Source organism: Aeromonas sp. QDB39, from assembly GCF_027707585.1.
Classification (GTDB): Bacteria; Pseudomonadota; Gammaproteobacteria; order Enterobacterales; family Aeromonadaceae; genus Aeromonas; species Aeromonas hydrophila.
Genome location: NZ_JAPCIV010000027.1, coordinates 1 through 22,036 on the forward strand (window position 1 = coordinate 1; position 22,036 = coordinate 22,036).

At 63.4% G+C, this 22,036-nt stretch carries 24 protein-coding genes and 1 pseudogene; 8 read left to right on the plus strand and 17 right to left on the minus strand.

From position 1 onward, the window contains the following. Positions 1-69: 69 nt before the first annotated feature. A pseudogene (locus PG899_RS16145) lies at positions 70-327 on the minus strand (GNAT family N-acetyltransferase); the annotation flags it as partial. A gap of 336 nt (positions 328-663) precedes the next feature. On the opposite strand from PG899_RS16145, the gene PG899_RS16150 reads away from it, so the two are divergent. Beyond that, positions 664-1,245 (plus strand): penicillin-binding protein activator LpoB, encoded by a 582-nt coding sequence (locus PG899_RS16150; RefSeq protein ID WP_139389750.1) that lies wholly within the window; start codon positions 664-666, stop codon positions 1,243-1,245. Positions 1,246-1,278: 33 nt separating this feature from the next. On the opposite strand, the gene PG899_RS16155 is transcribed toward PG899_RS16150, so the two are convergent. The 3 genes from PG899_RS16155 to PG899_RS16165 all read right to left on the minus strand — a co-directional run bounded on the left by PG899_RS16155 (position 1,279) and on the right by PG899_RS16165 (position 2,634). Continuing rightward, positions 1,279-1,683 carry a hypothetical protein gene (locus PG899_RS16155; RefSeq protein ID WP_270697484.1) on the minus strand — a complete coding sequence of 135 codons (405 nt, stop codon included), beginning with the start codon at positions 1,681-1,683 and terminating at the stop codon, positions 1,279-1,281. Between the two features lie 107 nt (positions 1,684-1,790). Beyond that, positions 1,791-2,204 (minus strand): GNAT family N-acetyltransferase, encoded by a 414-nt coding sequence (locus PG899_RS16160; RefSeq protein WP_139389748.1) that lies wholly within the window; start codon positions 2,202-2,204, stop codon positions 1,791-1,793. Between the two features lie 112 nt (positions 2,205-2,316). Further along, positions 2,317-2,634, minus strand: coding sequence for a DUF6968 family protein (locus PG899_RS16165; RefSeq protein WP_139389747.1), 318 nt, complete (start codon positions 2,632-2,634; stop codon positions 2,317-2,319). Positions 2,635-3,004: 370 nt separating this feature from the next. Here PG899_RS16165 and PG899_RS16170 point away from each other — a divergent pair, with 370 nt between their 5' ends. Together PG899_RS16170 and PG899_RS16175 are read left to right on the plus strand one after the other, a co-directional pair. After that, complete coding sequence (locus PG899_RS16170) at positions 3,005-3,910, plus strand: sensor domain-containing diguanylate cyclase (protein WP_270697485.1); 906 nt, start codon at positions 3,005-3,007, stop codon at positions 3,908-3,910. Between the two features lie 457 nt (positions 3,911-4,367). Then, on the plus strand, positions 4,368-5,642 hold the full coding sequence (locus PG899_RS16175) for an amino acid permease (protein ID WP_024945675.1): 1,275 nt from the start codon (positions 4,368-4,370) through the stop codon (positions 5,640-5,642). A gap of 63 nt (positions 5,643-5,705) precedes the next feature. On the opposite strand, the gene PG899_RS16180 is transcribed toward PG899_RS16175, so the two are convergent. Next, a complete protein-coding gene (locus PG899_RS16180) occupies positions 5,706-6,344 on the minus strand; it encodes an exopolysaccharide biosynthesis protein (RefSeq protein ID WP_016349228.1) in 639 nt (212 codons plus the stop codon). Positions 6,345-6,595: 251 nt separating this feature from the next. On the opposite strand from PG899_RS16180, the gene PG899_RS16185 reads away from it, so the two are divergent. Together PG899_RS16185 and PG899_RS16190 are read left to right on the plus strand one after the other, a co-directional pair. Beyond that, the gene (locus tag PG899_RS16185) at positions 6,596-7,216 is read left to right on the plus strand and encodes an outer membrane beta-barrel protein (RefSeq protein WP_270697486.1); all 621 of its coding nucleotides are present in this window, start codon (positions 6,596-6,598) and stop codon (positions 7,214-7,216) included. A 5-nt stretch (positions 7,217-7,221) separates the two neighbouring features. Then, complete coding sequence (locus PG899_RS16190; RefSeq protein ID WP_270697506.1) at positions 7,222-7,764, plus strand: GNAT family N-acetyltransferase; 543 nt, start codon at positions 7,222-7,224, stop codon at positions 7,762-7,764. Here PG899_RS16190 and PG899_RS16195 read toward each other — a convergent pair. Beyond that, positions 7,745-8,050: a monooxygenase gene (locus tag PG899_RS16195; RefSeq protein ID WP_270697487.1), complete on the minus strand. Its 306-nt coding sequence runs from the start codon at positions 8,048-8,050 to the stop codon at positions 7,745-7,747. The two genes, PG899_RS16190 and PG899_RS16195, sit on opposite strands and share 20 nt — an antisense overlap. 121 nt (positions 8,051-8,171) lie before the next feature. Here PG899_RS16195 and PG899_RS16200 point away from each other — a divergent pair, with 121 nt between their 5' ends. Then, on the plus strand, positions 8,172-8,537 hold the full coding sequence (locus PG899_RS16200; protein ID WP_270697488.1) for a winged helix-turn-helix transcriptional regulator: 366 nt from the start codon (positions 8,172-8,174) through the stop codon (positions 8,535-8,537). On the opposite strand, the gene PG899_RS16205 is transcribed toward PG899_RS16200, so the two are convergent. From PG899_RS16205 to PG899_RS16235, 7 genes are all read right to left on the minus strand, one after another. Continuing rightward, positions 8,534-8,968, minus strand: a complete 435-nt coding sequence (locus tag PG899_RS16205; protein WP_270697489.1) for an N-acetyltransferase — start codon at positions 8,966-8,968, stop codon at positions 8,534-8,536. The genes PG899_RS16200 and PG899_RS16205 overlap by 4 nt on opposite strands. A 125-nt stretch (positions 8,969-9,093) precedes the next feature. Then, positions 9,094-9,666, minus strand: coding sequence for a hypothetical protein (locus tag PG899_RS16210; RefSeq protein ID WP_166464043.1), 573 nt, complete (start codon positions 9,664-9,666; stop codon positions 9,094-9,096). A 129-nt stretch (positions 9,667-9,795) separates the two neighbouring features. Beyond that, positions 9,796-10,833, minus strand: coding sequence for an acyltransferase (locus PG899_RS16215; protein WP_270697490.1), 1,038 nt, complete (start codon positions 10,831-10,833; stop codon positions 9,796-9,798). A gap of 176 nt (positions 10,834-11,009) precedes the next feature. Continuing rightward, positions 11,010-11,696 carry a PepSY-associated TM helix domain-containing protein gene (locus PG899_RS16220; protein WP_270697507.1) on the minus strand — a complete coding sequence of 229 codons (687 nt, stop codon included), beginning with the start codon at positions 11,694-11,696 and terminating at the stop codon, positions 11,010-11,012. Continuing rightward, complete coding sequence (locus PG899_RS16225) at positions 11,696-13,738, minus strand: TonB-dependent receptor (RefSeq protein ID WP_270697491.1); 2,043 nt, start codon at positions 13,736-13,738, stop codon at positions 11,696-11,698. The genes PG899_RS16220 and PG899_RS16225 overlap by 1 nt, the downstream gene beginning before the upstream one ends. 228 nt (positions 13,739-13,966) lie before the next feature. Next, positions 13,967-14,878: an ABC transporter substrate-binding protein gene (locus PG899_RS16230; RefSeq protein WP_270697492.1), complete on the minus strand. Its 912-nt coding sequence runs from the start codon at positions 14,876-14,878 to the stop codon at positions 13,967-13,969. 117 nt (positions 14,879-14,995) lie between these two features. Beyond that, positions 14,996-16,060 (minus strand): porin, encoded by a 1,065-nt coding sequence (locus PG899_RS16235; RefSeq protein WP_016349239.1) that lies wholly within the window; start codon positions 16,058-16,060, stop codon positions 14,996-14,998. A 219-nt stretch (positions 16,061-16,279) separates the two neighbouring features. On the opposite strand from PG899_RS16235, the gene glpX reads away from it, so the two are divergent. Both glpX and PG899_RS16245 read left to right on the plus strand, forming a co-directional pair. Then, positions 16,280-17,290 (plus strand): class II fructose-bisphosphatase, encoded by a 1,011-nt coding sequence (glpX, locus tag PG899_RS16240; protein WP_016349240.1) that lies wholly within the window; start codon positions 16,280-16,282, stop codon positions 17,288-17,290. Positions 17,291-17,458: 168 nt separating this feature from the next. Further along, entirely contained in the window at positions 17,459-17,710 is a 252-nt protein-coding gene (locus PG899_RS16245; protein ID WP_016349241.1) for a YkgJ family cysteine cluster protein, read from the plus strand. A 156-nt stretch (positions 17,711-17,866) separates the two neighbouring features. Here PG899_RS16245 and PG899_RS16250 read toward each other — a convergent pair whose 3' ends face one another. From PG899_RS16250 to hemC, 4 genes are read right to left on the minus strand one after another with little or no spacing between them, the layout of a single operon-like run. After that, entirely contained in the window at positions 17,867-19,030 is a 1,164-nt protein-coding gene (locus PG899_RS16250; RefSeq protein WP_270697493.1) for a heme biosynthesis HemY N-terminal domain-containing protein, read from the minus strand. Between the two features lie 10 nt (positions 19,031-19,040). Continuing rightward, positions 19,041-20,114 (minus strand): uroporphyrinogen-III C-methyltransferase, encoded by a 1,074-nt coding sequence (locus PG899_RS16255; RefSeq protein WP_270697494.1) that lies wholly within the window; start codon positions 20,112-20,114, stop codon positions 19,041-19,043. After that, positions 20,111-20,845 (minus strand): uroporphyrinogen-III synthase, encoded by a 735-nt coding sequence (locus PG899_RS16260; RefSeq protein WP_270697495.1) that lies wholly within the window; start codon positions 20,843-20,845, stop codon positions 20,111-20,113. Before PG899_RS16260 ends, PG899_RS16255 begins: the two co-directional genes overlap by 4 nt. Continuing rightward, complete coding sequence (gene hemC, locus PG899_RS16265; RefSeq protein ID WP_168756155.1) at positions 20,842-21,771, minus strand: hydroxymethylbilane synthase; 930 nt, start codon at positions 21,769-21,771, stop codon at positions 20,842-20,844. The genes PG899_RS16260 and hemC overlap by 4 nt, the downstream gene beginning before the upstream one ends. Positions 21,772-22,036: the final 265 nt, after the last annotated feature.

Here is a 22,036-nt window from a genome sequence, read left to right on the forward strand (position 1 = left end):
CAACCGCAGATCGTGTTTGATGAACTACGACAGGTTGCTTGATTTGGCGGGTGTTGCACTTCGGAGTTGAATTCGCGCGCCACCCAAGAGCTGGCCGATGGTGACGCAGAAAATGCCCATGTCGTAGGCACGTCCTGCCGCGCGATCCTGATCGCAGCTGGAAAACCACGCCAGCGCGCTCTCCCGAGTAAATGAACGGGAGCACCAGCTCATCCAGCTGCCGACCGTCTCGATGGATTCGTGGGCTGCGCGGACAAACTCGTCAGCATCGCCCGCTTCGAAGGGGCGAATAACGAGTGTGTCGTTGGCAAGGGGCTGGAATGTCATTGGCTGTCCTGCGTTGTCAGAGAGTAACTGCGCCCTCCCGAGGGCGGTTTGGTGGCAGTCCAAATCAGGTGTCGTCTTGAGAAAAGCAGCAAGCCACCTTGGGAGCTGGGGGGCAACACTATCCTGTTGAAGCTTGAGCAAACCTACCCTAACGGAATCGGGTGGAGCCTTGCCACCCTTTTGTGCCCTCCGCTTCGCCAGTCTCTGTCGCCCTGTGGTGGTGGGCACATCGACCCCGCCGGGGTTTGTCTCTAGCATAAGGAAGATGCGGGGCAGGGGCTCCGCCATGCGGGCGATGGTTGATGCCCGTTTACGGACTTTTGGCGGAGAGAAAAGATGAAGCTGCGTTCCTTGTTGATGGTGGGTGCCCTGCTGCTGGGCGGTTGTGCGGTCAATCCCTACGGTGGCACTCAGGCTCCTGTCAGTGAACCGGACCAGCCAATGAGCCAGCCGGACAAGCCGGTGACCAAGCCGGATGCCGGGGCGCCGCTGCCCAAACCGGTGGCGCCGACCGGGCTGGCGCTGGCCATGGCCGATGCCTTTGTGCAGGCCCCCGAGGTGCGGGAGCTGGCGCAAAGCGGTCAGTCGGTGCTGCTGCTCACCCCGCCCCAGAACGGCACCGGCGAGCCGGTGGATACCCGCGCCATGGCAGCGGCCATGAGCAAGCGGATCCAGAGCAAGAGCGGTTTTCGCTTTGTCGACCCAGGTCAGGTGGCGGCCATCACCGGTCAGCTTGAGTATCAGCAGGGCAGGATGAACCCGGCCTCCCTGGTGCGGCTCGGTCGCCAGACCGGCGCCGGCTACATGCTCTACGGGGATCTGGTGGCCGAGGGCAGCCGCTATCGGCTGTCGATGACCCTGATGGAGCTGCGCAGCGGCGAGCTGCTCTGGAGTGGCAGTCGCTCCGCCAGCCACTGAGGATGCCGAAGGGCTGACAGGTTTGTCAGCCCTTCACGCTTTGGGCGGGGCCAGCAGGTTGAGGTAATCGAGCAGCGAGAAAGGGTGCGCAAAGCCCGTCAGCTTGGCCAGCCTGTCCAGCTCTGTCTGTCCAACTTGCTGTAACTGTGCTTGCTGAGCCGGCGTGAGCGTCGTGGATCTTGCCTTGATCAGGGCATCGAGCAAGGCGCGGTCTCCGGCGACTGCCTGATGAAACGCCTTGATCGCCAGCGCATTTACCTCTGCTGCGGTGCAGCGTTCCATGCTCTTCTCATGCAGGTAGACAAGCACCGTCACCTGCTGCTCTCTTTCCAGCAACCAGAAGCGATCCTCTTTGGGAGGCAACGCGGGTTTGTGGCGGGCCTTGCTTGCCTCACAACGCGCAAACGCCGGATTCAGATCGTGCAACGACAGGGCCATGGCGCTCTGGCTTGTGGTCAGCAACAGACACAGTGCACCCAAGGCCGGGCTGAGGAGCTTGGGTTTGGCCTTGCCCTTGCTCTCGGTGGTGAGTGGCGACGGCGGCCTCATACCTGCTTTTTCAGAAAATAGGTGGTATGCCCAGGTGGCATGTCCGGCAGCTCGCCAAAGACCTGGTAACCCTGCTTCTGGTAGAAGGGCAGCGCCTGGAAGCTGGTGGTTTCCAGATGAAAGTTGCTGATGCCCTTGCTTCGGGCGTACTGCTCCATGGTGGCGAGCAGGCGACCACCCCAGCCATCCTGGCGGATGCGTTCGTCAATCCAGAGCCAGTCCACGTGCAGCCAACCCCACTTGAGGTCGGCGGTGATGCCGCCGTGCACCTTGCCCGCGTCATCCTTGATAAAACTGGCGATGTGCTCGCGCAGGTGGGTGCCGGCCTGGCTGATGTTGTAGCCAGACAGGCCGCTGCGCAGTGCGTCGACATCCTGCTCGGCAGGGGGTTGGGGTGGGGTCAGGTGCATGGTCTCTCCAGAGCCGGGTAAGGGACCTCTATCCATAACCGTTCAGACTCGATGTGGTCAAGTGGTTGCCCGACCTCAATGGCGATCAGCCTGCTGGGCGGGCAACCTGGCGTCACAGCTGCGGGAAGTAGCAGGCGGCCATGTCGACTGGGTGATCGGGGCTGCCGGGCAGATAGAAGTGCCAGCCCGCATCGGTGAAGGCGCGCAGCTCGCTCTCCACGAACTTGAGGGCGAGGCTGAGGGCCTGCAGGGCATCGACGCCATAGATGAAGGTCTTGTTGCCAAGGCCGTCCAGCTTCACCTTGCAGCGCCAGTCACCGCCGGCGGACTTGGGGTCCGGCTCGGGGGCGCGGATGGCAATCTTCACGGTCAGCTGTTCTCCTTCGATGCTGATGGCATCGAAGCGGGCTTTCACTATGACTCTCTTCATCTGGACGATCCTTTTCCGGGGGCCGGCACTTGTCTGGCCGGAGGTTGATGGTCGGTGAGTCGGCCGTCAGTGGCAGACTCAGGAAGGTCAGCCTAATGGATGCGAGCGCCGCAGACAACGGGCGTAGCGACTGTCTGTGAGGTAGCTTGAATATCGGTGAGCAGCGCCTGCATCGGGGTGTGAGCCGTAGAGAATTTCGCCAGTACAAGGCATGGTTTGGTGTGTAAAGAAAACTTAGGTGACTGAGTTATTTGATAAATGCTTACTGATGATTGAATTAAATACCCGCACGGAGCCTGTCGCGGTACGATAACCAGAGCAGGCGGCAGTCTGATCTTGGCTGTTGGTAATCAGATTTAAAGGAAATGGCATGGCTCTCTCGGTCAAACAACTATATGAAGTGATGGCCCAGCTGCCCGATCCCGTCTTCATCCTGAGCGAGGATGGCTACTACATCGAATACATCGGCGGGATGGAGCAGCAATCCTACCAGGATGGCAACCCGCTGGCGGGCAAGCGGCTGGCCGATGTGCTGCCCGAGAGCATGGCGCAATGGGTGATGGAGCAAATTGCTCTGGCGCTGGATTCGGGCCAGGTGCAGGTGGTGGAGTATGAACTGGCTGCGGTTGAAGTCGATGGCATCAATGCCGGGGTTGGACCGCAGGGCCCGCAGCGCTTCGAGGGCAAGATTGCGCCGCTGCCCTCCCGTTACGATGGCAAACGGGCGGTGGCCTGGGTGACCCGCAGCATTACCCGCCAGTACGAGCTGCAGCAGCGGCTCAAGCAGCAGAGCGAGACCGATCAACTGACCGGCCTCTACAACCGGCGCTTCTTCTTCGAACATTGCCAACAACAACGGCTCGGCAGAGCGTGCTGCGGCCTGGTTATGCTGGACATCGACCATTTCAAGCAGATCAACGATCGCTTCGGCCATCAGCAGGGTGACCGGGCGCTGCAGCGCTTCTGCAACTGCGTGGCAGACCAGTTGCGGGCGGACGATCTGTTTGTGCGCAGCGGCGGCGAGGAGTTCCTGATCCTGCTGCCCGGCCTGAGCGAGCCGGATCTGCTGGTGTTGGCGGAGCGGATCCGGGCGGCCGTGGCGGCCTTGCCGGCGGATCCGGTCGCCTTTACCGTCAGCCTGGGCACCACCCTGGTGCAGCCGGGGGAGGAGATCAACCAGGCGCTGGCCCGCGCCGACGAGTGGCTTTATCGGGCCAAACGGGCCGGCCGCAACCGGGTCGCTCACTGCCCGGTGGCCCGCCGTCGAAATGGCTGAGTAATGGCAGGCCATCGCTTGATTGTCTTTGGCATATCCAGAATGAACCGGCTATCAATGAGTCATGCGAGCAAGCATATATTTTGCTGATATTGACGAACTGATGCTGTTAATATTAACAGGGCACTCTCTGGTCTTATTCAAGCTGTTGAACAACTCACCGAGGTTTTGTCGTTATGTTATCAGACGGAGCTGAATTGATTATCTTGAGGCCGAAATAACACATCTTATTTCCTTTTGAAACAATCCGATTCAAACAGTCATGAATTATTAACCTTGACCTTTATGGCGATTTCAACGATGGTAGCGTGGCATCCCCGTTTTCTCTTGGTGATCATGTTGATCGCAGGCGGGCTTGTTTTTTCTACGATCCGGTCGATATGCCGCGGCATATCACCAGCCTAATTACACGGGCCAATAAAATAAAAGATGACAGATTAATAAGGTGTATATCGCAATGAGTGTTGCTATTGCTGAAAAGAGTAATCCCGCATCAAAGTTGAAATGGGAGAAAAGTGATTCGGTATGGACCATGGGCTTATATGCCACTGCGGTCGGTGCCGGTACACTGTTTCTCCCAATTACCGTTGGCAGTAATTCGCCGGTTATTTTGCTGTTTATATTATTGATGGCATTTCCGCTTTCTTATTATTCCCATCGGGCATTGAGTCGTTTTGTATTATCCAGTTCCCACCGGGAAGGGGATATTACCCACGTGGTGGAAGAGCACTTCGGTGCGCGGGCGGGCAAGCTGCTGATGCTGGTCTACCTGATGGCCTTCTACCCCATCATTCTGGTCTACAGCATCTCCATCACCAACGCGATCCAGAGCTTTGTGGTGCACCAGCTGGGCAATGCCGAGATCCCGCGCGGTCTGCTGGTGCTGGGGGTGATGCTGGGACTGCACCTGGTGCTGCTGGCAGGCAAGCAGATCGTGGTGTCGGCCATCAGCGTGCTGGCCCTACCCATGGTTGCCTTCCTCATCGGTCTCTCCATCTATCTGCTGCCCCAGTGGAGCCTCTCCTACTTCAGCGAGAGTCAGGGAGTGGACTGGCGCGACCCGGCGTTCTGGAAATCCCTCTGGCTGATCGTGCCGGTGATGGTGTTCTCGTTCAGCCATGCCCCCATCATCTCCTCCTTCAGTGCGGCGCAGAAGAAGCGCTGTCAGGCGAGCGCCGACCAGCGCGCCAAGCGGATCATCAAGTGCAGCAGCCTGCTGATTTGCGGCAGCGTGCTGTTCTTCGTGGTGAGCTGCGTGATGAGCCTGAGTCAGGCCGAGATGGCGCAGGCCCGCATCGACAATATTTCGGTGCTGTCGGCGCTGGCGAACAAGTTCTCCAATCCGCTGATCGCCTACGTGGGGCCGCTCATCGCGATTCTGGCCATGTCCAAATCCTTCCTCGGCACCTCCATGGGGGTGAGCGAGGGGACGGTGAGCATGGTGAATGGTGCTTGTCAGGGGCTGGGGCTGTCGCTGCGTGAAGCGACCATCGCACGGGTCTCGTCGGTCATCCTGTTCGTGGTGACCGGGGTGATTACCTACCTCAACCCGAACGTGCTGGAGATCATCGAGAAGGTGAGCGGGCCGCTCATCGCAGTGATCCTGTTCCTGCTGCCGGCCTGTTCCATCTATCGTCTGCCCGCCCTCAAGCGTTATCGCGGGGCGAGTACCCTCTTCGTGCTGGTGATCGGGCTGCTGGCCATCTCGGCCCTTATCTACGATCTGCTGTGACGGCGGATCCCGCACAAGTCAAAAAGGGCGACCCATGGGTCGCCCTTTTTCTTGGTGTTGCCGTTAGCCGAGCAGGGTGGAGACGCTCTGGCCGGCCATCAGCAGGCCGATGGCCAGTGCGCTGAACCAGACCAGGGTGGCGCTCACCAGCAGGTAGCCGCTGGCGACGAACAGGCCGTCGCGCTGCAGCATGCCGATGGCCAGCAGCAGGATGGCCCAGGCCGGCATGGCGTTGGTGAAGGGGATGGCCCCGAGCGGCAGCATCAGCAGCAGGGCCGCCAGCATGATCAGCAGGCCGTTGCAGCGGTTGATGGTACTGCTGCCGGTCAACAGCAGCAGGCGCGGGCGGATGAAGCGATCGATGCGGGCCAGCAGATCCGCCCCCTTGTGCAGAGTCGGCTTGAGCTGCTCGGCGGCGAAGCGGCGCTCCATCAGGATGGCGGGCAGCCAGGGCACCCGGTTGAGGGTGATGCCGATGCCGATGAACAGGATCAACAAGCCAAACGGGGTGCTGACGCCGGGGATGGAGACTGGCAGCAGGAAGGGCACGGTGAGCAGCACGCAAAACAGCAGCATGCCCTGTTCGCCGACCAGGGCCAGCATCTGGCGCAGGCTGATATGGCTCTCCTCGATGGCGTGGGCGGTGGCCCGCAGGGTATCGGAGAGCTTGTTCTGGGGGTCGTTGAGTTGCGCGGCAACCATTCCCTGATGTCCTTCTGGTGAGTTGAACCGGCTCACCATGAGCCGATTGCGCGCCAGCATACGTGGCACAGGTTAATCCGGGATGAATAACCGCAGGCGCTGATGTGCCGTCTGTTCGGCAGGCCACCGGTGGTGGCGACAGAGTGTGATCGCCCCGCTGAAAATCGCTTGATACAGGCCGGGTTTAGGATGGGGGCCAGTGGGCTCTGATATGCTTGACGGGCACTGATGCAGCGCACGGAGGAGCCGTGATGAAACGAGCAGGGATCATGATGATGGGGCTGTTGTTGCCGCTGGGACAGGCCTGGAGCGCCGAGGGGGAGGCCGCCCTCGGCTGGCAGGTGACGCCGTTCTTCGGCTACAGCTCGGCCATCGACTTCGAGGCCAATGACGACCCCAAACCGACGCCCGTGGCTACCCGGCTGGAGTCCTTGCAGGGGGAGCGCTCCGGCAGCTGGGGCCTGTTCATCAGCAAGGAGGTGGATGACCCCGGCATGATAGAGCTGCTCTACAGCCACCAGTCCACCCGCATCTCTCCCGATCAGCCGGATCGCTTGACGGTGGACACCCTCCACTTCGCCGGGGCGCTCACCCTGTCGGACAACCTGATGGCCCCCTACATCGGCGCCGGGATCGGCGCGACCCGCTTTGCCGCCTACGACAGCGAGGTGGCCCCCTCCATGTCGCTGGCGCTCGGGGTGCAGCCGCGCCTGACCGAGCGTCTGGCGCTGCGGGCCGAGGTGCGCGGTTATGGCTCGCTGGTCAACGACAACAGCCAGTTTCTCTGCAACCCGGACCAGTGCGTGTTCAAGGTGCGCGGCGAGCTGGTGACCCAGTGGCAGGCCAATATCGGCCTGACCCTGCGGTTTTGAGCCATTTGCACCGCGGCGACTTGCTGCCCCTGCCTCGTACACTGCCCTCGCTGTCGACCCCGCGGCTGCTGCTGCGGGCATTGGATGCCGGGGACAGTACCGATCTGTTCGCCATCTACGGGGACTCCGAGGTCATGCGTTTCGTCGGCGAGCCGCCTTTCCCGAGCCTCGCTACCGTGGCGCAGATGCTGGCGAGCGTCGCGCGGTTGCTGGCCGCCGGCGAGTCGCTGGAGTGGGGGCTGGTGGCGCGCGACAGCGGCCGCCTGATCGGCACCTGCGGTCTGCACAGCTTTGCGAGCGAGGCCGGTCTGCGCCAGGCAGAGGTGGGTTGCATGCTGGCTCGCAGCCACTGGGGAGAGGGATGGATGGCAGAGGCGCTGACGGCCCTGATCGCCTATGCCCGCCAGCTCGGCATCACCACCCTGCTGGCGGATATCGAACCGGACAATCTGCCCAGCCAGCGGCTGTTTCGGCGGCTGGGCTTTGTCTGGCAGCAGGCTACCTGCTACCGCTTGTCGCTTGAGGGGATCACACCAGACCACGGGTGAGGCGGCTGAGCGGTTCGTTGACGTCGAACAGCTTGAACTGCACCGCGCTGGCGCCCATGGCGAGCACCCGCTGCTCGTGCATGGTGGCGTAGGCGAGGGCGCTCGCCTCATCCTCGAACAGATAGATGCCGCCCGCCTCGCCGGTGCGTGGGTTCTCGGTCCAGATCTTGGAGATGAAGCCGGGCTCCTTGGTGATGGACTCGGCCAGCGGCATGGCCGCGGCGGTGAGGGCCGACCCCATCAGCTCGGCGGGGAAGTTGAAATGGATCTGCAGCAGGCTGGGCATGGTGAACCTCTCGTGGGCGTTGAATGACTAAGCCCGCATCATAGGAAGCCGGCATCTTGGCTGCAAGAAGGCACATTTTCGTGGCATAGTTACCGCAAAGTAACCACTTGCGAGCCATCCCTTGTCCTCACTGCCCTGTCCCGCCTACCGGGTGCTGCGCCTGCTGGCCGGCAAATGGAAACCGGCCATCCTGTTTCATCTGCGCGTGCAGACCCTGCGCTTTGGCGACCTGCGCCGCTGCCTGCCCGAGGTGAGCCAGAAGGTGCTCACCGCCCAGCTCAAGGAGCTGGAGAGCGACGGCGTCATCATCCGCACCCTCTACCCCGACGTGCCGCCCCGGGTGGAGTACAGCCTGAGCCCGCTTGGCATCGCCCTGCTCCCCCTGCTTCAGCAGATGCACGACTTCGCGCTGAGCCACGGCGATCTGCTGGCGCAGAGTGAAGCGGGGGCGGCCCGCGACGAACCCCATCTCGGCGAGCCCGGTTAATCCCGCGCCGGCCAGACCATCACCCACTCGGCGCAGCCGGTGTGGGGATCCACGCCCTCTGCCGCCACCTGAAACCCTTGCGCGCGATAGAAGTCGCACGCGGCCCGGTTCTGCTGATAGACCTGCAGCCGCAGGGTCGGCAACTGCCGTTTGGCGTGCTCGAGCAGGGCCTTGCCCAGCCCTTGCCCCTGCCGCGCGGGGGCCACGAAGAGGGCGGCCAGGGTGCTCTCATGCAGGGAGTAGAAGCCCAGCACCTGTTCACCCAGGCAAAGCAGCTGGCTGTCGGCGGCGGGCAGATAGATCTCCCGCATCGGCGCCAGGTTGGCGTGCCAGTAGGCGGGCTCGATGAAGTGGTGGGCCTCCAGGGAGGCCTCCAGCCAGATGGCGAGGACGGCCTCGGTGTCGGCCGGGGTGAAGGGGCGGATCTGCATGGGTGTCTCGTCTGGATGCGTTACAAGCGGGGCATGGTAACAGCACAGGCCCCGTCGTCACCCGGCGAGTGGCCAAACTGCTACCCCCATAACAAAACAGGCGACCCGCAGGTCGCCTGTTGCCGTTAGCCGGCGTAGGGGAGGGAGGAGTGGTGCAGCACGATGCGTACCTTGCCGTCGTCCCCCTTCTTGAAGCCCCAGGTCTTGTCGACCGTGGTCTGCTTGTTGTCTCGGTCGGTCAGGTGCACCTTGCCCATGGTGAGGGCCATGTCGCCGTTGATGTAGACGGCGGCGTTGTCGTAGTTGTAGCTCTGCCAGTTCTTGAGGGCGAAGCCGGTGTCGGCGGGATAGGCCTGATTGTTGCCGACGAAGTAGGCCAGCGCCCCTTCCTGATTGATGCGGAAGGTCTGTTCGCCGCCGGCCAGGGTCGGCTTGAACAGCACGGGGCCATGGTGGTAGCCGTAGGCGCCGTCGAGCACGGCGGTGGCGGTGGCTCTGGCCTTGTCGATGCCGCCGCTGCGGTAGTCGTCGCTGATCTGGATCAGGGCCTTGCCCCAGGCATCCTGCGCGGCCTTGATCTCGGCTTCGGTGATGTTGTTGTTGGTGATCTGGGCGGCGCTGAGGGAGCCGCTGGCGGCGAGCAGAACGAGGACAAGGCCGGATTGCTTGGTGAACAGCGTCTTGGTGAGCAACTTCATACGGTCGTGACTCCTGGGTGTCGCGTTTAAGGAGTCCCGGAGTTTATCTATCTTCGATGAATAAAAATTGAACCCACCATTCAGGCTTGAGTGGGGAGGGATCGGCCTCCCTCCCATCCCCTGTCCCCCTCAGCGGGCCCGCAGCAGCCAGCGACTGGCTGCCCCCAGCGCCAGCAACCGGTAGCCGAGCAGGGAGAGCGCCAGCAGCGCCGGCACCTTCAGCAGCTCCCACCACACCTGCTTGCCCTGCGGGCCGAAGATCATCAGCCACACCACCAGCATCATGTGCAGGCAGTAGAGGCCCAGCACCTTGGGGGCCTGGCGTTCGAGCCAGCTGCCCCGGCCCCAGCCCGGATTGGCCAGCAGCAGGCCGAACAGCCCCAGCGCCCAGGGCAGGGAGCCGAGCAGGAAGTCGTGGCGGTTGAGGGGCACGGCGGCAAAATGCAGCAAGCCTGCGGCTTCGAAGGCGTAGAGCCCCATCCCCGCCGCCATCAGGAGGGCGCAGCGCCAGGCATCCGGCTGCCAGGCGCGCAGGCGCAGCTCGGCGCCAAGGGCCACGAACAGCAGCGAGAAGAAGGGGCCGTTGCGGGTCAGCAGGGCCCACTCGCCCCCCAGCAGCGGCGGGCCATAGGAACCGCCGAGCAGGGCCAGCCCGTAGAGCAGGACGCCCAGCAGCAGGGCCAGTCGGGGCAGACGGGCCTGCTGGCAGAGCGCCAGGATCAGCACCGCCAGCATCAGGGCGGGCAGGAACCAGAGGTGGATCATGCCGCCCACCCACCAGGCGTTGAGCGGATCCCCCAGCTGCATCTGCCACTGGCTCGCCATGGCTGGCAGGTAGCCCTCGCTCACCGCCGCGAGAGGGTTGAAGGGGATCAGCACGTAGAGCAGGCTCCACGCCAGCCAGAGCCCCAGCAGCGGGCGGCAGTAGCGCAGCGCCACCGTCAGGGGGTGGCCTGCGGCGAGAGCGGGTTGCAGAAAGTAGCCGGCGCAGAGGAAGAACAGCGGCACCGCGAAGCGGCAGAGCTGGTTGATGACACCCCCGAGCCAGAAGTAGAGGGTGCCATCCCACAGGGTGGGGTCGAAGGGGTTGCTGAAGGGGGAGAGGTGAATGGCCATCACCGCCATGATGGCCACTACCCGTCCGCATTCGATGCTGGAGATGCGCATGCTGCCTCTTGCCGCTTGGGTTGAGGGCGCACCCTAGCAGCCGCAGGCGATCCTCATCCAGCCGCCAGGCCGGCAACTGTGACCCCCATCGGCGGCCGGTTACCCTTTGTTACCCGAGGTGCGGGTAAGGTTACCGCCGCCGAGAGACAGATCCCGTTTTGCCGTCGGTAAACGCGCTAGAGCAGGGCCACCAGCACGGTGACCAGGGCGCCCAGCAGCAGCAGGGCGATGCCGCGCGCGGCCGGGCCGTGCAGCTTGTTCCACATCAGCAGGCTGGTGAGGGCCAGCAGCAGCATGGCCAGTGCCGCCAGATCCCCCACCAGCTGCCACGGCAGGCCGGTGCCCATGCCACGGTGCAGCCGGTTGAGGCTGGCGGCGAAGTTGGCCTGCTGCAGTTCGGCGCGCACCAGCAATGTGCCCGCCACATAGCTGGCGGCCACGCTCTGGCTGAGGGTGACACCGCGCATCTCCCAGCGGGCCGGCAGGGTGAGCGGGCCGTCGGGGGTGGGCAGGGTCTGGGGCGGGGTGAGCTGGACGCGCCCCTCCTCGAACCCTGCTGGATAGCGTTGTTGCAGCAGGCTTTTCAGTTCATCCGGGCTGCTCAGCGGCGCGCTCAGCACTATCTCTTCGCTGGATTTTTCGGTGTGGGGGCCGGGCAGCGGCAGCACGGCCCTGTGTTGCAGCCAGAGGCCGGTGAGGCCGTAGAGCAGCATCAGGGTGAGGGTGGCAAAGCCGGCCCAGGCGTGGATGCGGCGCACCCACTTGTTGTTGTGCAGGGGGAGTTTTCTGCGTTTCATCGCTCGGTGCTTCATAAAAATCTGGCCAGCGAACGCTGGCCAGAGGGATCGGGAAAAAGCGGGGATCAGAAGCGGTAGGCGGCGCTCAGATGCAGCTGACGGGGTGTGCCCGGCATGATCTGGGAGGCGCTGGTGGCGCTGACGAAGTAGTCGTGATCGGTCAGGTTCTCCACGCTCAGCTGGGTTTCCCACTGTTGCCAGCGGTAGCCGGCACGGGCATCGAAGCGGGCGTAACCGGGCAGGGTGGTGGTGTTGGCGTTGTCGGCGAAGCGATCGCCCACCGCGGTCACCCCGGTCTCGCCGAACCAGCCCTGCTTGCCGCTCTGATAGCCGGCGAACAGTTCGCCGTTCTGGCGGGAGACGTTCATCGGCCGCTTGCCTTGCAGATCGGCGTCCGCCTTGACCTGCTCGGCATCCTGGATGGCGATGCCGCCGCGCAGGTAGAGTTCGTCGGTCAGCTGGGCGCGGGCGCTCAGCTCTATGCCCTCGGTGCGCTGCAGACCGGTGAGGATCACCTTGATGGGATCCAGCGGATCCTTGCTGCGCTTGTTGTACATCTCCAGCCGGTAGAGGGAGAGGGTGGTCGCCAGCCGGCCATCCAGCCAGTCGCTCTTCACGCCGCCCTCGTACAGCCGGGTGTGCTGGGGATCCAGGTTGTTGTTCTTGTCGCCCGGGGTGATGCCGATCAGCTCGCCGCCCACCGGGGTGAAGGTCTTGCTGTAGGAGGCGTAGAAGGCGTGCTCCTCGATCGGGTTCCACACCAGGCCCAGGCGCGGGCTCAGGCTGCTGACCGAGACGGTCTCCTCCTTGTTGAGGTCGTTGCGGCGACTGGTGACGGTGAAGTCGTCGCGGCGCAGACCCGCCAGCAGGTGCCAGTCGCCCAGGCTGAGCTGATCCTGCACATAGAGGCCGTAGCCACGCACCTTGTGGTTGGCGTCGCTGGAGAGCTTCATGGCGCCGTCGTAGGTGGGCAGGGAGCCCGGATCATAGAGGTTGCCGGCCGGGATCGCGGTGGCGTTCTGGTAGAGCTTGGGGGTGCGCTCCTGCCAGTTTTGCTCGAAGCCCACCAGCAGACGGTGCTCGACAGGGCCGGTCTGCAGCTGGCCTTCGGCCTCGGTGTTGCTGATCAGGCTGTTGGCCTTGAGATCCTGTTGCCAGCGGGAGCGGGTCACCTGATCTCCCTTCACGCTGGTGACATAGGTGTTGTCGAACTGGCTGTCGAGGCTGGTGTAGCCCAGCTGCTGGCGCAGTTGCCACTGATCGTTGATGTCCCAGGTGAGGCGGGAGCGGGTGGACTGGGCCACGTCGTCGATGAAGTCGCGGCGGGTATCGCTGTAGACATACTCCTTTGGCACGTCGGCCGGCCGGCCGTTGACGCCGGGGATGCCGCGATCCGGGGTGCGGTCGTGCTCGTTGCGCTCGTACTGCAGCAGCCAGTTCAGCTTGTCGCTGATCTCCCAGTTGACGGAGGGGGCCAGCAGGGTGCGCTTGCTGGTCACGCCATTGCGAAAGCTGTCTTTGTCTTCCTGAGCCAGGTTGAGGCGCACCTGCACCTGTTCACCCGCTTCACCGTTGAGGTCGGCGGCCAGCCGGCGGCTGTCGAAGCTGCCGACCTGGGCGCTGACGCTGGACTCCAGCCCCTTCTGCGGCTTCTTGCTGACCCGGTTGACGATGCCGCCGGTGCTGCCACGGCCATAGAGCACCGCCGCCGGCCCCTTGAGCACTTCGACCCGCTCGGTGTTGCCAAGGTCGCGGGTGTACTGCATGTCGTCGCGAAAACCGTCCAGGTAGAAGTCGTTGCTGGCGCTGAAGCCGCGGATGTTGACCCCGTCGAAGCGGGTGTCACCGCTGGCGTTGACGCCGGGGATGCCGGTCAGGGCCTCGCTCAGGGTGGGCTGGCCGAAGGCGGTCAGCTCGCTCGCCTTGACGCTGTCGATGGCCTGCGGCACCAGCTTGGCCGGGGTGTTGGTACGGGTCGCGGTGGCGACCTCTTCATGTTGGCTGCGTTTGCCGACCACTGTCATGGTCTCGTCTTCGGCGTGTGCGCCGGCGCTCAGGGCCAGCAGGGCGACACTCAGCAGAGTGCGCGGGTGGTGAGGTGTGTGCATGTTGCGTGTTGACTCTTGAAGAAGCGACCTGATGGTCTGAACTTATTGATTTATTTGTAATTATTTTGTTTTCTCCCATTCGGGAGGATGCTAATGATATTGATTTTCATTAGCTGTGCAATAGAAACATGTTTTGGCGACGGGACTGGGTATCGGATGGCTCGCCACCGCCGACAGGGCGCCCTGTCGGCAAGGTGACGGGAGGAGGGAAGAAGGGGGATGAGGGGTTCAGTGGTCGGCGGCAGAGGGCGCAATTTCGGCCAGTTGTTTGCCCAGTACCAGCCGCGGCGCCGGGTCGGTCTGCAGCGGGATATCCTGCAGCGGGGTGCCCTGCAGGTTGCGATGGATGATGTTGGCCGCCATCTGGCCGAGGGCCCGATAGCTGCTGATGGTGCCGACGGTGCAGCCGTGCTCGACATAGAGCTCGGCGCTGCAGATGGTGGGAATGCCCGCCTCGTTGAGGGCGGCCAGCAGTTCGGGGGCGATGGAGAGCAGGTAGCTGTCGGCGGCGAGAAACACGATGCTCTCTTTGGCGTCGTGCTGCAGCCGCTTGAGCTCGCTGGCCAGCCGCCGCTTGTCCGGCGCGATGCGCCAGGTGGTGAGCTCCCACTGGTAGCGACGGGCTTCGCGCAGCAGCAGCTCGCCGGTCAGCAGGGTGTTCTGCTCGCGCGGGTTGAACGGCAGCAGCAGCCCCTTGCCAGCGGGCAGATAGCGGCGGGCGTTGGCGAGCTGCAGCGCCATCGGCACCATGTTGCTGGTGCCGGCCACCATCTGGTTTTCCGTCTTGTCGTCGGACAGGAAGCCGGCCCCGACGGGGTCGGACACTATGTTGAAAATCAACGGCTTGCGGTTGCCCACCAGGCTCTTGACCATGGCCGTGGCGGTGGTACCGAAGCAGTAGATGTAGTCGTAGTCGGCGAGGGAGGGCAGCAGTTGCTGGCGCAGCAGGGTGGCCAGCGCGGTTCTGTCCTGATTGGCGTTGAAGGTGACGAAGGTGGGGTGATGACCGAGCCGGTTCAGCTCGTCGCGAAAGCCGCGCTCGGCATCGGTCTCGCCGCGCCACAGCACCATGGCGATGGTCAGCGCCTGGACGGGCAGGGCGCAGAGCAGACAGCAGCAGATGAGCAGGCGTAGCGGCATGATGATCTCCTCGTCGTGGTTCTGTTGAGCCTAGATCATGGGGAGCAGGGCACGCCGACGCGGATGCAAAAGAGCGCGCCGGCATCAGCCGGCGCGCGCAGTGCAGAGGGGCCCGACTTAGAAGTCGTAGCGGGCCGCCAGCTGGAAGTCATCCTTGACGTTGAGCTTGCCGCTCTCTTTGCTGTCGAGGTTGTTGATGCGGTACTCGCCGATGACGCGCAGGTTCTTGTTGAACTTGTACTGGGCGCCCAGGGTGTAGTAGTCGATGGAGTCATAGTCGGCCTTGCCGTCCTGTTCCACCTTCTGCTTGTTCCACAGCGCCATCAGGCCGAAGCCGTTCTCGAAGTTGTAGCCCAGCGCGCCTTCCCAACCGGTGTGATCCTTGCCGGTGGCCAGGAAGTCGGTGCCGTCCGCATAGCTCAGGGCGGCGTAGACGGCCTTGTTGTCGTACTTGGCGGAGAGCAGCCACAGCTTGGCATCCTCTTCCCCGTTCTTGTCGCGGATCCCCACGTTGTAGGCGGTGCCCAGCGCCAGGTTGAACGGGAAGGTGTAGGCCACGGCGGCGCCGTAGGCGGCATCGCTGTCCTTGCTGGTGGTCTCTTCGGTGTCACCGCCGTCGAACTTGTAGCTGGTGTCGACCTGGAAGCCGTTGAACAGACCGGAGTACTTCAGCACGGAACCGGCACGGTTGGTGGCGAAGGTGTCGGTCTTGGCGCCCAGCGCGTCGTTGCCGTAACCGTCGGAGAGAGACACGTCGGTCCAGTCAGCCAGGAAGCCAGGGGCCCCTTTCTGGCGACCGAAGGTGATGTTGCCCCAGTCGGCGCCAACACCGGCGAACGCCAGACGGGTGCGCAGGTTGTCGGAGTTCTCGCTGATGGTCTTCTCGCTGTCGTTGATGTACATCTGCACTTCGTACTGGGCCAGCGCCTTCAGTTGGCTGTTGATCTGGCTGTCGACCTTGGCGCCGAAGCGGACGAACTGGTTGGCGCCCTGCTTGTCGCTGTACTCCTGAGTGCCGTTCGGATGGGTGCTGTCGACCCCTTCCTTCTTGTCACCGAAGAACTGGCCGGCGTAGATGCGGCCGTACAGATCCAGGGTGGTGGTGTCATTCTTGTAAACTTCAACGGCGTGAGCCTGGAAGGCCGCGGTGAGAGCCAGTGCCACTACAGTCAGCTTTTTCATCTTAATCCCTTGTGTTGCAAGCTTTGTTGTAAAAGACGGGGCCATGCTAGGCAGGGGGGATGACAGCGGGGTGACACTCTCGTGAAGTGTCGGTGGCGGTTTGATGTCAAATTGGTGAAAGGGCCGTGTTTTGTGTGACGAACCGCCACTTTTGCGCGCAAAGGTTTGCCCTTGTGGTAGAATGCCGCCCGTTTTCGAGCTCCAAAGGTTGGATATGCGATGAGACGTGAACTGGCAATCGAGTTTTCCCGAGTGACGGAAGCGGCTGCACTGGCTGGCTACAAGTGGCTCGGACGTGGTGACAAGAATATCGCCGATGGGGCGGCCGTTGCGGCCATGCGCCATATCCTCAATCAGATCCAGATCGATGGTGAGATTGTGATCGGCGAGGGTGAAATTGACGAAGCCCCCATGCTCTACATCGGCGAGAAGGTGGGCACGGGTCTGGGCGACGCGGTGGACATCGCGGTCGATCCCATCGAGGGTACCCGCATGACCGCCATGGGTCAGGCCAATGCCCTGGCCGTGCTGGCCGTCGGCGACAAGGGGTCCTTCCTCAAGGCCCCCGACATGTACATGGAGAAGCTGATCGTGGGTCCCAAGGCCAAGGGTGCCATCGACCTCGATCAGGCGTTGGAGCTGAACCTCAAGGCCGTGGCCAAGGCGCTCGGCAAGCCGCTCTCCCGCCTGACCGTGATCACCCTGGCCAAGCCGCGTCACGACAAGGCGATCAAGGAGATGCAGGGGCTGGGGGTGCGGGTGTTCGCCATTCCCGACGGCGACGTGGCTGCCTCCATCCTCACCTGTCTGCCGGACAGCGAAGTGGACATGCTGTATGGCATCGGCGGTGCACCGGAAGGGGTGATCTCGGCGGCGGTGATCCGTGCGCTGGACGGTGACATGCAGGCCCGCCTGGTGCCCCGTCATCAGGTCAAGGGCGACAGCCCGGAAGTGCGTGCGCTGGGCGAGCAGGAAATTGCCCGCTGCGAGGCACTCGGCATCGACGTGAGCAAGGTGCTCAAGCTGGAAGACCTGGCCAAGAATGACAACGTCATCTTCTCGGCCACCGGCATCACCAAGGGTGATCTGCTGGACGGCATCACCAGCGACGGCGTCATGGCGACCACCGAGACCCTGCTGATCCGTGGCAAATCGCGGACCATCCGCCGCATCAAGTCGATCCACTTCCTGGATCGCAAAGACAGCGTGGTACGCGACATTATCCTCTAATCAGGATGCGCGCGGGGCAACCCCCATGGTACCGCCTGAAAAGCCCGACGCTGTCGGGCTTTTTGTTGTCTGCTTGCAAGGGGACTATTTCATGGCGGGGCCGGGATAACAGTGAGGAAAATCCCCGCCCTTTGCTAAACTGGTTCGCCCTGCCGAGGAAAGCATCACATGGAATGTCGTCAAGGTTGCGGTGCCTGCTGCATCGCCCCCAGTATCAGCAGTGCCATTCCCGGCATGCCCGACGGCAAACCGGCCGGCGTGCCTTGCGTGCAGCTCGATGCGCGGCTGGGCTGCAAGATCTTCGGCCAGCCCGAGCGGCCGGCGGTGTGTGGCGGCTTTCGTCCCATGCAGGACGTGTGCGGCTATCACCGGGAGGAGGCTATCTGGCTCATCGGTGAACTGGAGCGAATGACGGCCTGAGGCTGACCCTCTCCCACAGGGAGAGAGTGGTTGCTGGTTTCCCCCTCATCCCCGACCCTTCTCCCACGAGGGGAGAAGGGAGAGCAGCCATTCGGAACAATCCCAATAAAAAGAGGCCGCAACTGCGGCCTCTTTTTATTTCGTGACGAACGGACATCAGACGTCGGCCAGCTGCAATGCCTGGCGGTAGTACTCGTTGGCCTTGTTGGTGAGGCGGCGCTTGTCCATCACCTGACCGAGGGCGTGGTAGACGGCGGCGTTCGGCGCCTTCGCTACCTCCTGCTCCAGCAGGCGCTGGGCGTCGTCCAGCTGACCGGCCAGCAGGTAGACCTGGGCCAGCGCCGCATCGACGCCCGGTTGATCCTGGATTTTCTGCAGCAGGGTCAGCATCGGCTGGTAGCTGTCGAGCCTGAGCTTGGGCAGGCGGGCCAGCAGCTGGGGCGAGACCTGCTTGCGCAGCGCATCCAGCCACAGCTCGGCGGCCTCATTGTCGGCCCCCAGCTGGCGCAGGCGATCGCCATAGGCGGCCAGCAGATCCGGATCCTGGCGCAGCTTGCGCGGCAGCTCCTGCCAGATCGGGCGCAGGGTCTCGAGGGCACCGCTGGCGGCGTTGAGGCGACCACGCCAGGCCTGCTGCAGCAGATCCTCTTCCTGTTTGGGGGTCAGTTTGCCCACCTTGTGCAGCACCGGGATGAGGTCGATGAGGGCAGCCCAGTCCTCGCGGGCCAGGTGCACCTGGCGCAGCTGGTCCAGCACCATGGGGTGGCGCGGGTTGAGAGCGTAGACGGATTCCAGCATGGCCAGCGCGGTGTCGTACTGGCCCTGCTCGATCTGCAGCTGGGTCTGGGTCAGGGTCAGCGCCAGCTCGGCCTTGGGGTTCTCCTCCTGCGCCTTTTGCAGGTATTGGTCCCGGCGCACGTCATCGCCACGGGCCTGGGCTGCCTTGGCGGCGCTCAGGTAGTTGAGCAGCGGGGTGTCGCTGTTGCTGGCGCCCTTGAGCATCAGCTTCTCGGCCTGGCTGTAGTGCCCCTCGGCCATGGCCAGGGTGGCGGCCACGGTCTGCTGGTTGGCCTTGCGGCGCCGGCGCGAGCCGTACCAGCCCAGGGTCTTGCGGCGCAGGCCGAATACCCGGCCCAGCAGCCACTCGACGATGAGCAGGGCACCGTAGAACAGCACCGCCAGGATCACCGCACTGGTGACCGAAGATTCAACCGTATAGTTGCCCAGCGAGATCAGCACATAGCCCTTGTTGCCGGAGGCCTGCGGGCCGAAGATGAGGCCGGCCACCATGGCGGCCACCAGTACAATCAGACGAATCATGGTGCCCTCCTCAGTTGCTGGCCAGAATGCGCTGCAGGCGCTCGGTCAGCACCTCTTCCAGCATGGCCTGGGTCTTGAAACGATCCGGATAGTTGAACTGGATCTGCTCCCCCTTGAGTTTGTCCAGCTCGGACTGCATGTAGTGGGTGGCGCTGTTGTCGGTGTCGAAATACTGGGTCAGCCAGCGCTGGGCCTTGTCCAGGCTGTCGTCATAGAGAGCCTGCTGCTCGCGGTAGACGGCGAGCTGGGCCTGCAGCAGCTTGGTCTTGAGGTTCTCGCGCAGGAAGATCTCCTGCTGCGGGGAGAGCAGGGCCTCCACCGCGCCGTCACGACGGCGGATGGTGATGAAGTTCTCGGTGAACTTGACCCAGTTCTTCTTGAGATTGCTCTCCCACTCGTCCGGGTTGGTGCTGACGGCCTGATCGGGCTCGCTCTTGGCTTCCGGCATGCTGACGGTGGAGAGCGGCAGCAGCTCGATCTGATCGGAGAGGGCGGCCAGCTTCAGGGTCAGCCCTTCGCGGTCGATGCGCGGCATCCCCTTGAGCTGGGCGATGTCTTCGGCCAGCGCCTTGCGGATGGGCATCAGGCTGGGATCGTTGAGCGCCTTGATGCGCTCGTCGGCATTGCCGAGCAGTGTGATGGCGGAGACGAGGTCATGTTCCAGCCACAGCTTGCGACCGGCCATCCGCACCAGGTATTCGGATTCGGCCAGCATCCAGTCATTGGGGCGCTTGTCGTTGAGATCCAGCACCCGGGTCTGCAACCCCTTGAGCTCGTCCTGCAGCAGTTGCTGCTGCTTGCCAAGGGCGGCCAGCTGCTCGCCATCCTTGCTGTTGCTCTGGTCAAGCTTGTTCATGGCCTCGGCCAGTTGCAGCTTGAGCTGGTTCAGCTCGCCCTGCTGGGCCACGGCACTCTTGTGGCCGTGCAGATAGAGGCCGCCGGTCAGGCCGAGGGCCAGCAGGATGGCGATGCCGCCGACCACAGCACCCGAGCTGCTCTTCTTGTTGTTGGCCTTCTGGCCGGGTTGCTTGTTGTCGGCCACGGAGGCCGCGGCACTCGGCTGGACTTCTTGCTGTTCAGTCATTCCATCTTCCTCAGTTCCAGAGCGGCCGTCAGGGCCTGGTTGGATGCACCCTGGGCAATCGTGATATGGGTAAAGCCCGCCGCTGCGGCCATCTCGGCCACCCGCGGGCTGGGCACCACCAGCAGGCGGTCGTGCAGCCAGGGCTGCTGTTGGTCCGGGACCAGCTCCAGCAGCCGTTGCAGCAGTTCACCGCTGGTGACGAGCAGGCTGTCGAGCCCGGCCGCCTGCCAGTGGCGAGTCAATGCGTCCCCGTCCAGTGCGGGGTAGTGGCGCTCATAGGCCGCACAATAGTGCACCAGTGCGCCGCGTGAGGCCAGCGTCCGGGCGATGAGATCCCGGCCGCCATTGCCGCGCAGGATCAGCACCTGCTTGCCGTTCACCTGTTGCAGGCCGGGCAGGGCCAGCAGCCCTTCGCTGCGCGGATCGTCCGGGCTCAAGGCCTGGATGCCCACCTCGGCGAAGGCATCCGCGCTGGCCTGGCCGACCGCAAAGTAGTCAATATTTGGCCAGGTCTGACCAGTTTGCAACAGAAAATGATGAGTGAAATGAACTGCATGCATGCTGACAGCGATGACGATGTCGGCCTGGGGCAGCAGTTCGGGCAGGCGGTGCAGTTCGCTGCCCGCCACGGTTTCCAGCAGCGGGCAGCAGAGCGGTGCGTGGCCGTGCTGGCGCAGCAGTGCCGCCAGCTCGGCGGCCTGGGCGGCCGGGCGCACCACCAGCGGGATCATGCCCGGTAGACCTCGGCCAGGATGACATCGGCACCATCGGCCAGCAGACGCTGGGCCAGGGTGTGGCCAAGGGCCTCGCCGTCGGCCAGCGGGCCGCGGATCTCGTCGCGGATGACGCGGCTGCCATCCGGGCTGCCCACCAGGCCGCGCAGCCACACTTCTTCCCCCTGCACCAGGGCGTAGGCCCCGATAGGGACCTGACAGCCCCCCTGCAGGGCGCGGTTCATGGCGCGTTCGGTCAGTACCCGGATGCGGGTCTCGGGGTGTTCGAGCGGCGCCAGCAGGGCGTGCAGCTCGTGATCGTCGAGGCGGCATTCGATGCCGACCGCGCCCTGGCCGTTGGCGGGCAGGCTCTGTTCCGGCTCGATGAAGGCGGTGATGCGGTGCGCCATCTCCAGCCGTTTCAGGCCGGCGGCGGCGAGGATGATGGCGTCATATTCACCGGCGTCCAGCTTGGCGAGACGGGTGTTGACGTTGCCGCGCAGGTCGCGGATCACCAGATCCGGGCGTGCCGCGCGCAGCTGGCACTGGCGACGCAGGCTGGAGGTGCCGACCACGGCTCCCTGCGGCAGTTCATCAATCTGGTCGAAGCGGTTGGAAACAAAGGCATCGCGCGGATCTTCGCGCTCGCAGATGGTGTGCAGGCCGAGCCCCTCGGGGAACTCCACCGGTACGTCTTTCATGGAATGAACGGCGATGTCGGCTCGTCCCTCCAGCATGGCGGTTTCCAGCTCCTTGACGAACAACCCCTTGCCGCCCACCTTGGCGAGAGGGGTATCCAGGATCTTGTCACCCTGAGTGCTCATGGGCACCAGCTCGACCTGCAACTCGGGGTACAGGGCTTCCAGCCGGTCTTTGACGAAGTTGGCCTGCCACAGGGCCAAGGGGCTCTTGCGAGTGGCAATTTTCAGGGTTCGGGCTGCCATATCAATCAGTTGTTTCATCTTTAGAAGGAAAACGATCTTACCACCCTTTGCAGGGGCTTTCATGGCGCAGCCCGCAAAAGCGGGCTCAAGCTCAAAAACGGCCGCTGAAAATGATTTTTATTAAGTCTGGCTTGCCGGTTAATTTGTTGAAATTACAGATTTTTATTGCTTTCCAATGATACTGTTTAGTGACTTGTCATAAATAATCCGGCGATTGTGTGCGGGCTTGTTTACCACCGCTGTTTGCATTGTTAACATGATCACA

Excerpts from the sequence above, each read along its gene's own strand:
- PG899_RS16150 (WP_139389750.1), top strand. The coding sequence starts at position 664 with ATGAAGCTGCGTTCCTTGTTGATGGTGGGTGCCCTGCTGCTGGGCGGT.
- PG899_RS16155 (WP_270697484.1), bottom strand. The coding sequence starts at position 1,683 with ATGGCCCTGTCGTTGCACGATCTGAATCCGGCGTTTGCGCGTTGTGAG.
- PG899_RS16160 (WP_139389748.1), bottom strand. The coding sequence starts at position 2,204 with ATGCACCTGACCCCACCCCAACCCCCTGCCGAGCAGGATGTCGACGCA.
- PG899_RS16165 (WP_139389747.1), bottom strand. The coding sequence starts at position 2,634 with ATGAAGAGAGTCATAGTGAAAGCCCGCTTCGATGCCATCAGCATCGAA.
- PG899_RS16170 (WP_270697485.1), top strand. The coding sequence starts at position 3,005 with ATGGCTCTCTCGGTCAAACAACTATATGAAGTGATGGCCCAGCTGCCC.
- PG899_RS16175 (WP_024945675.1), top strand. The coding sequence starts at position 4,368 with ATGAGTGTTGCTATTGCTGAAAAGAGTAATCCCGCATCAAAGTTGAAA.
- PG899_RS16180 (WP_016349228.1), bottom strand. The coding sequence starts at position 6,344 with ATGGTTGCCGCGCAACTCAACGACCCCCAGAACAAGCTCTCCGATACC.
- PG899_RS16185 (WP_270697486.1), top strand. The coding sequence starts at position 6,596 with ATGAAACGAGCAGGGATCATGATGATGGGGCTGTTGTTGCCGCTGGGA.
- PG899_RS16195 (WP_270697487.1), bottom strand. The coding sequence starts at position 8,050 with ATGCCCAGCCTGCTGCAGATCCATTTCAACTTCCCCGCCGAGCTGATG.
- PG899_RS16205 (WP_270697489.1), bottom strand. The coding sequence starts at position 8,968 with ATGCAGATCCGCCCCTTCACCCCGGCCGACACCGAGGCCGTCCTCGCC.
- PG899_RS16210 (WP_166464043.1), bottom strand. The coding sequence starts at position 9,666 with ATGAAGTTGCTCACCAAGACGCTGTTCACCAAGCAATCCGGCCTTGTC.
- PG899_RS16215 (WP_270697490.1), bottom strand. The coding sequence starts at position 10,833 with ATGCGCATCTCCAGCATCGAATGCGGACGGGTAGTGGCCATCATGGCG.
- PG899_RS16225 (WP_270697491.1), bottom strand. The coding sequence starts at position 13,738 with ATGCACACACCTCACCACCCGCGCACTCTGCTGAGTGTCGCCCTGCTG.
- PG899_RS16230 (WP_270697492.1), bottom strand. The coding sequence starts at position 14,878 with ATGCCGCTACGCCTGCTCATCTGCTGCTGTCTGCTCTGCGCCCTGCCC.
- PG899_RS16235 (WP_016349239.1), bottom strand. The coding sequence starts at position 16,060 with ATGAAAAAGCTGACTGTAGTGGCACTGGCTCTCACCGCGGCCTTCCAG.
- glpX (WP_016349240.1), top strand. The coding sequence starts at position 16,280 with ATGAGACGTGAACTGGCAATCGAGTTTTCCCGAGTGACGGAAGCGGCT.
- PG899_RS16245 (WP_016349241.1), top strand. The coding sequence starts at position 17,459 with ATGGAATGTCGTCAAGGTTGCGGTGCCTGCTGCATCGCCCCCAGTATC.
- PG899_RS16250 (WP_270697493.1), bottom strand. The coding sequence starts at position 19,030 with ATGATTCGTCTGATTGTACTGGTGGCCGCCATGGTGGCCGGCCTCATC.
- PG899_RS16255 (WP_270697494.1), bottom strand. The coding sequence starts at position 20,114 with ATGACTGAACAGCAAGAAGTCCAGCCGAGTGCCGCGGCCTCCGTGGCC.
- PG899_RS16260 (WP_270697495.1), bottom strand. The coding sequence starts at position 20,845 with ATGATCCCGCTGGTGGTGCGCCCGGCCGCCCAGGCCGCCGAGCTGGCG.
- hemC (WP_168756155.1), bottom strand. The coding sequence starts at position 21,771 with ATGGCAGCCCGAACCCTGAAAATTGCCACTCGCAAGAGCCCCTTGGCC.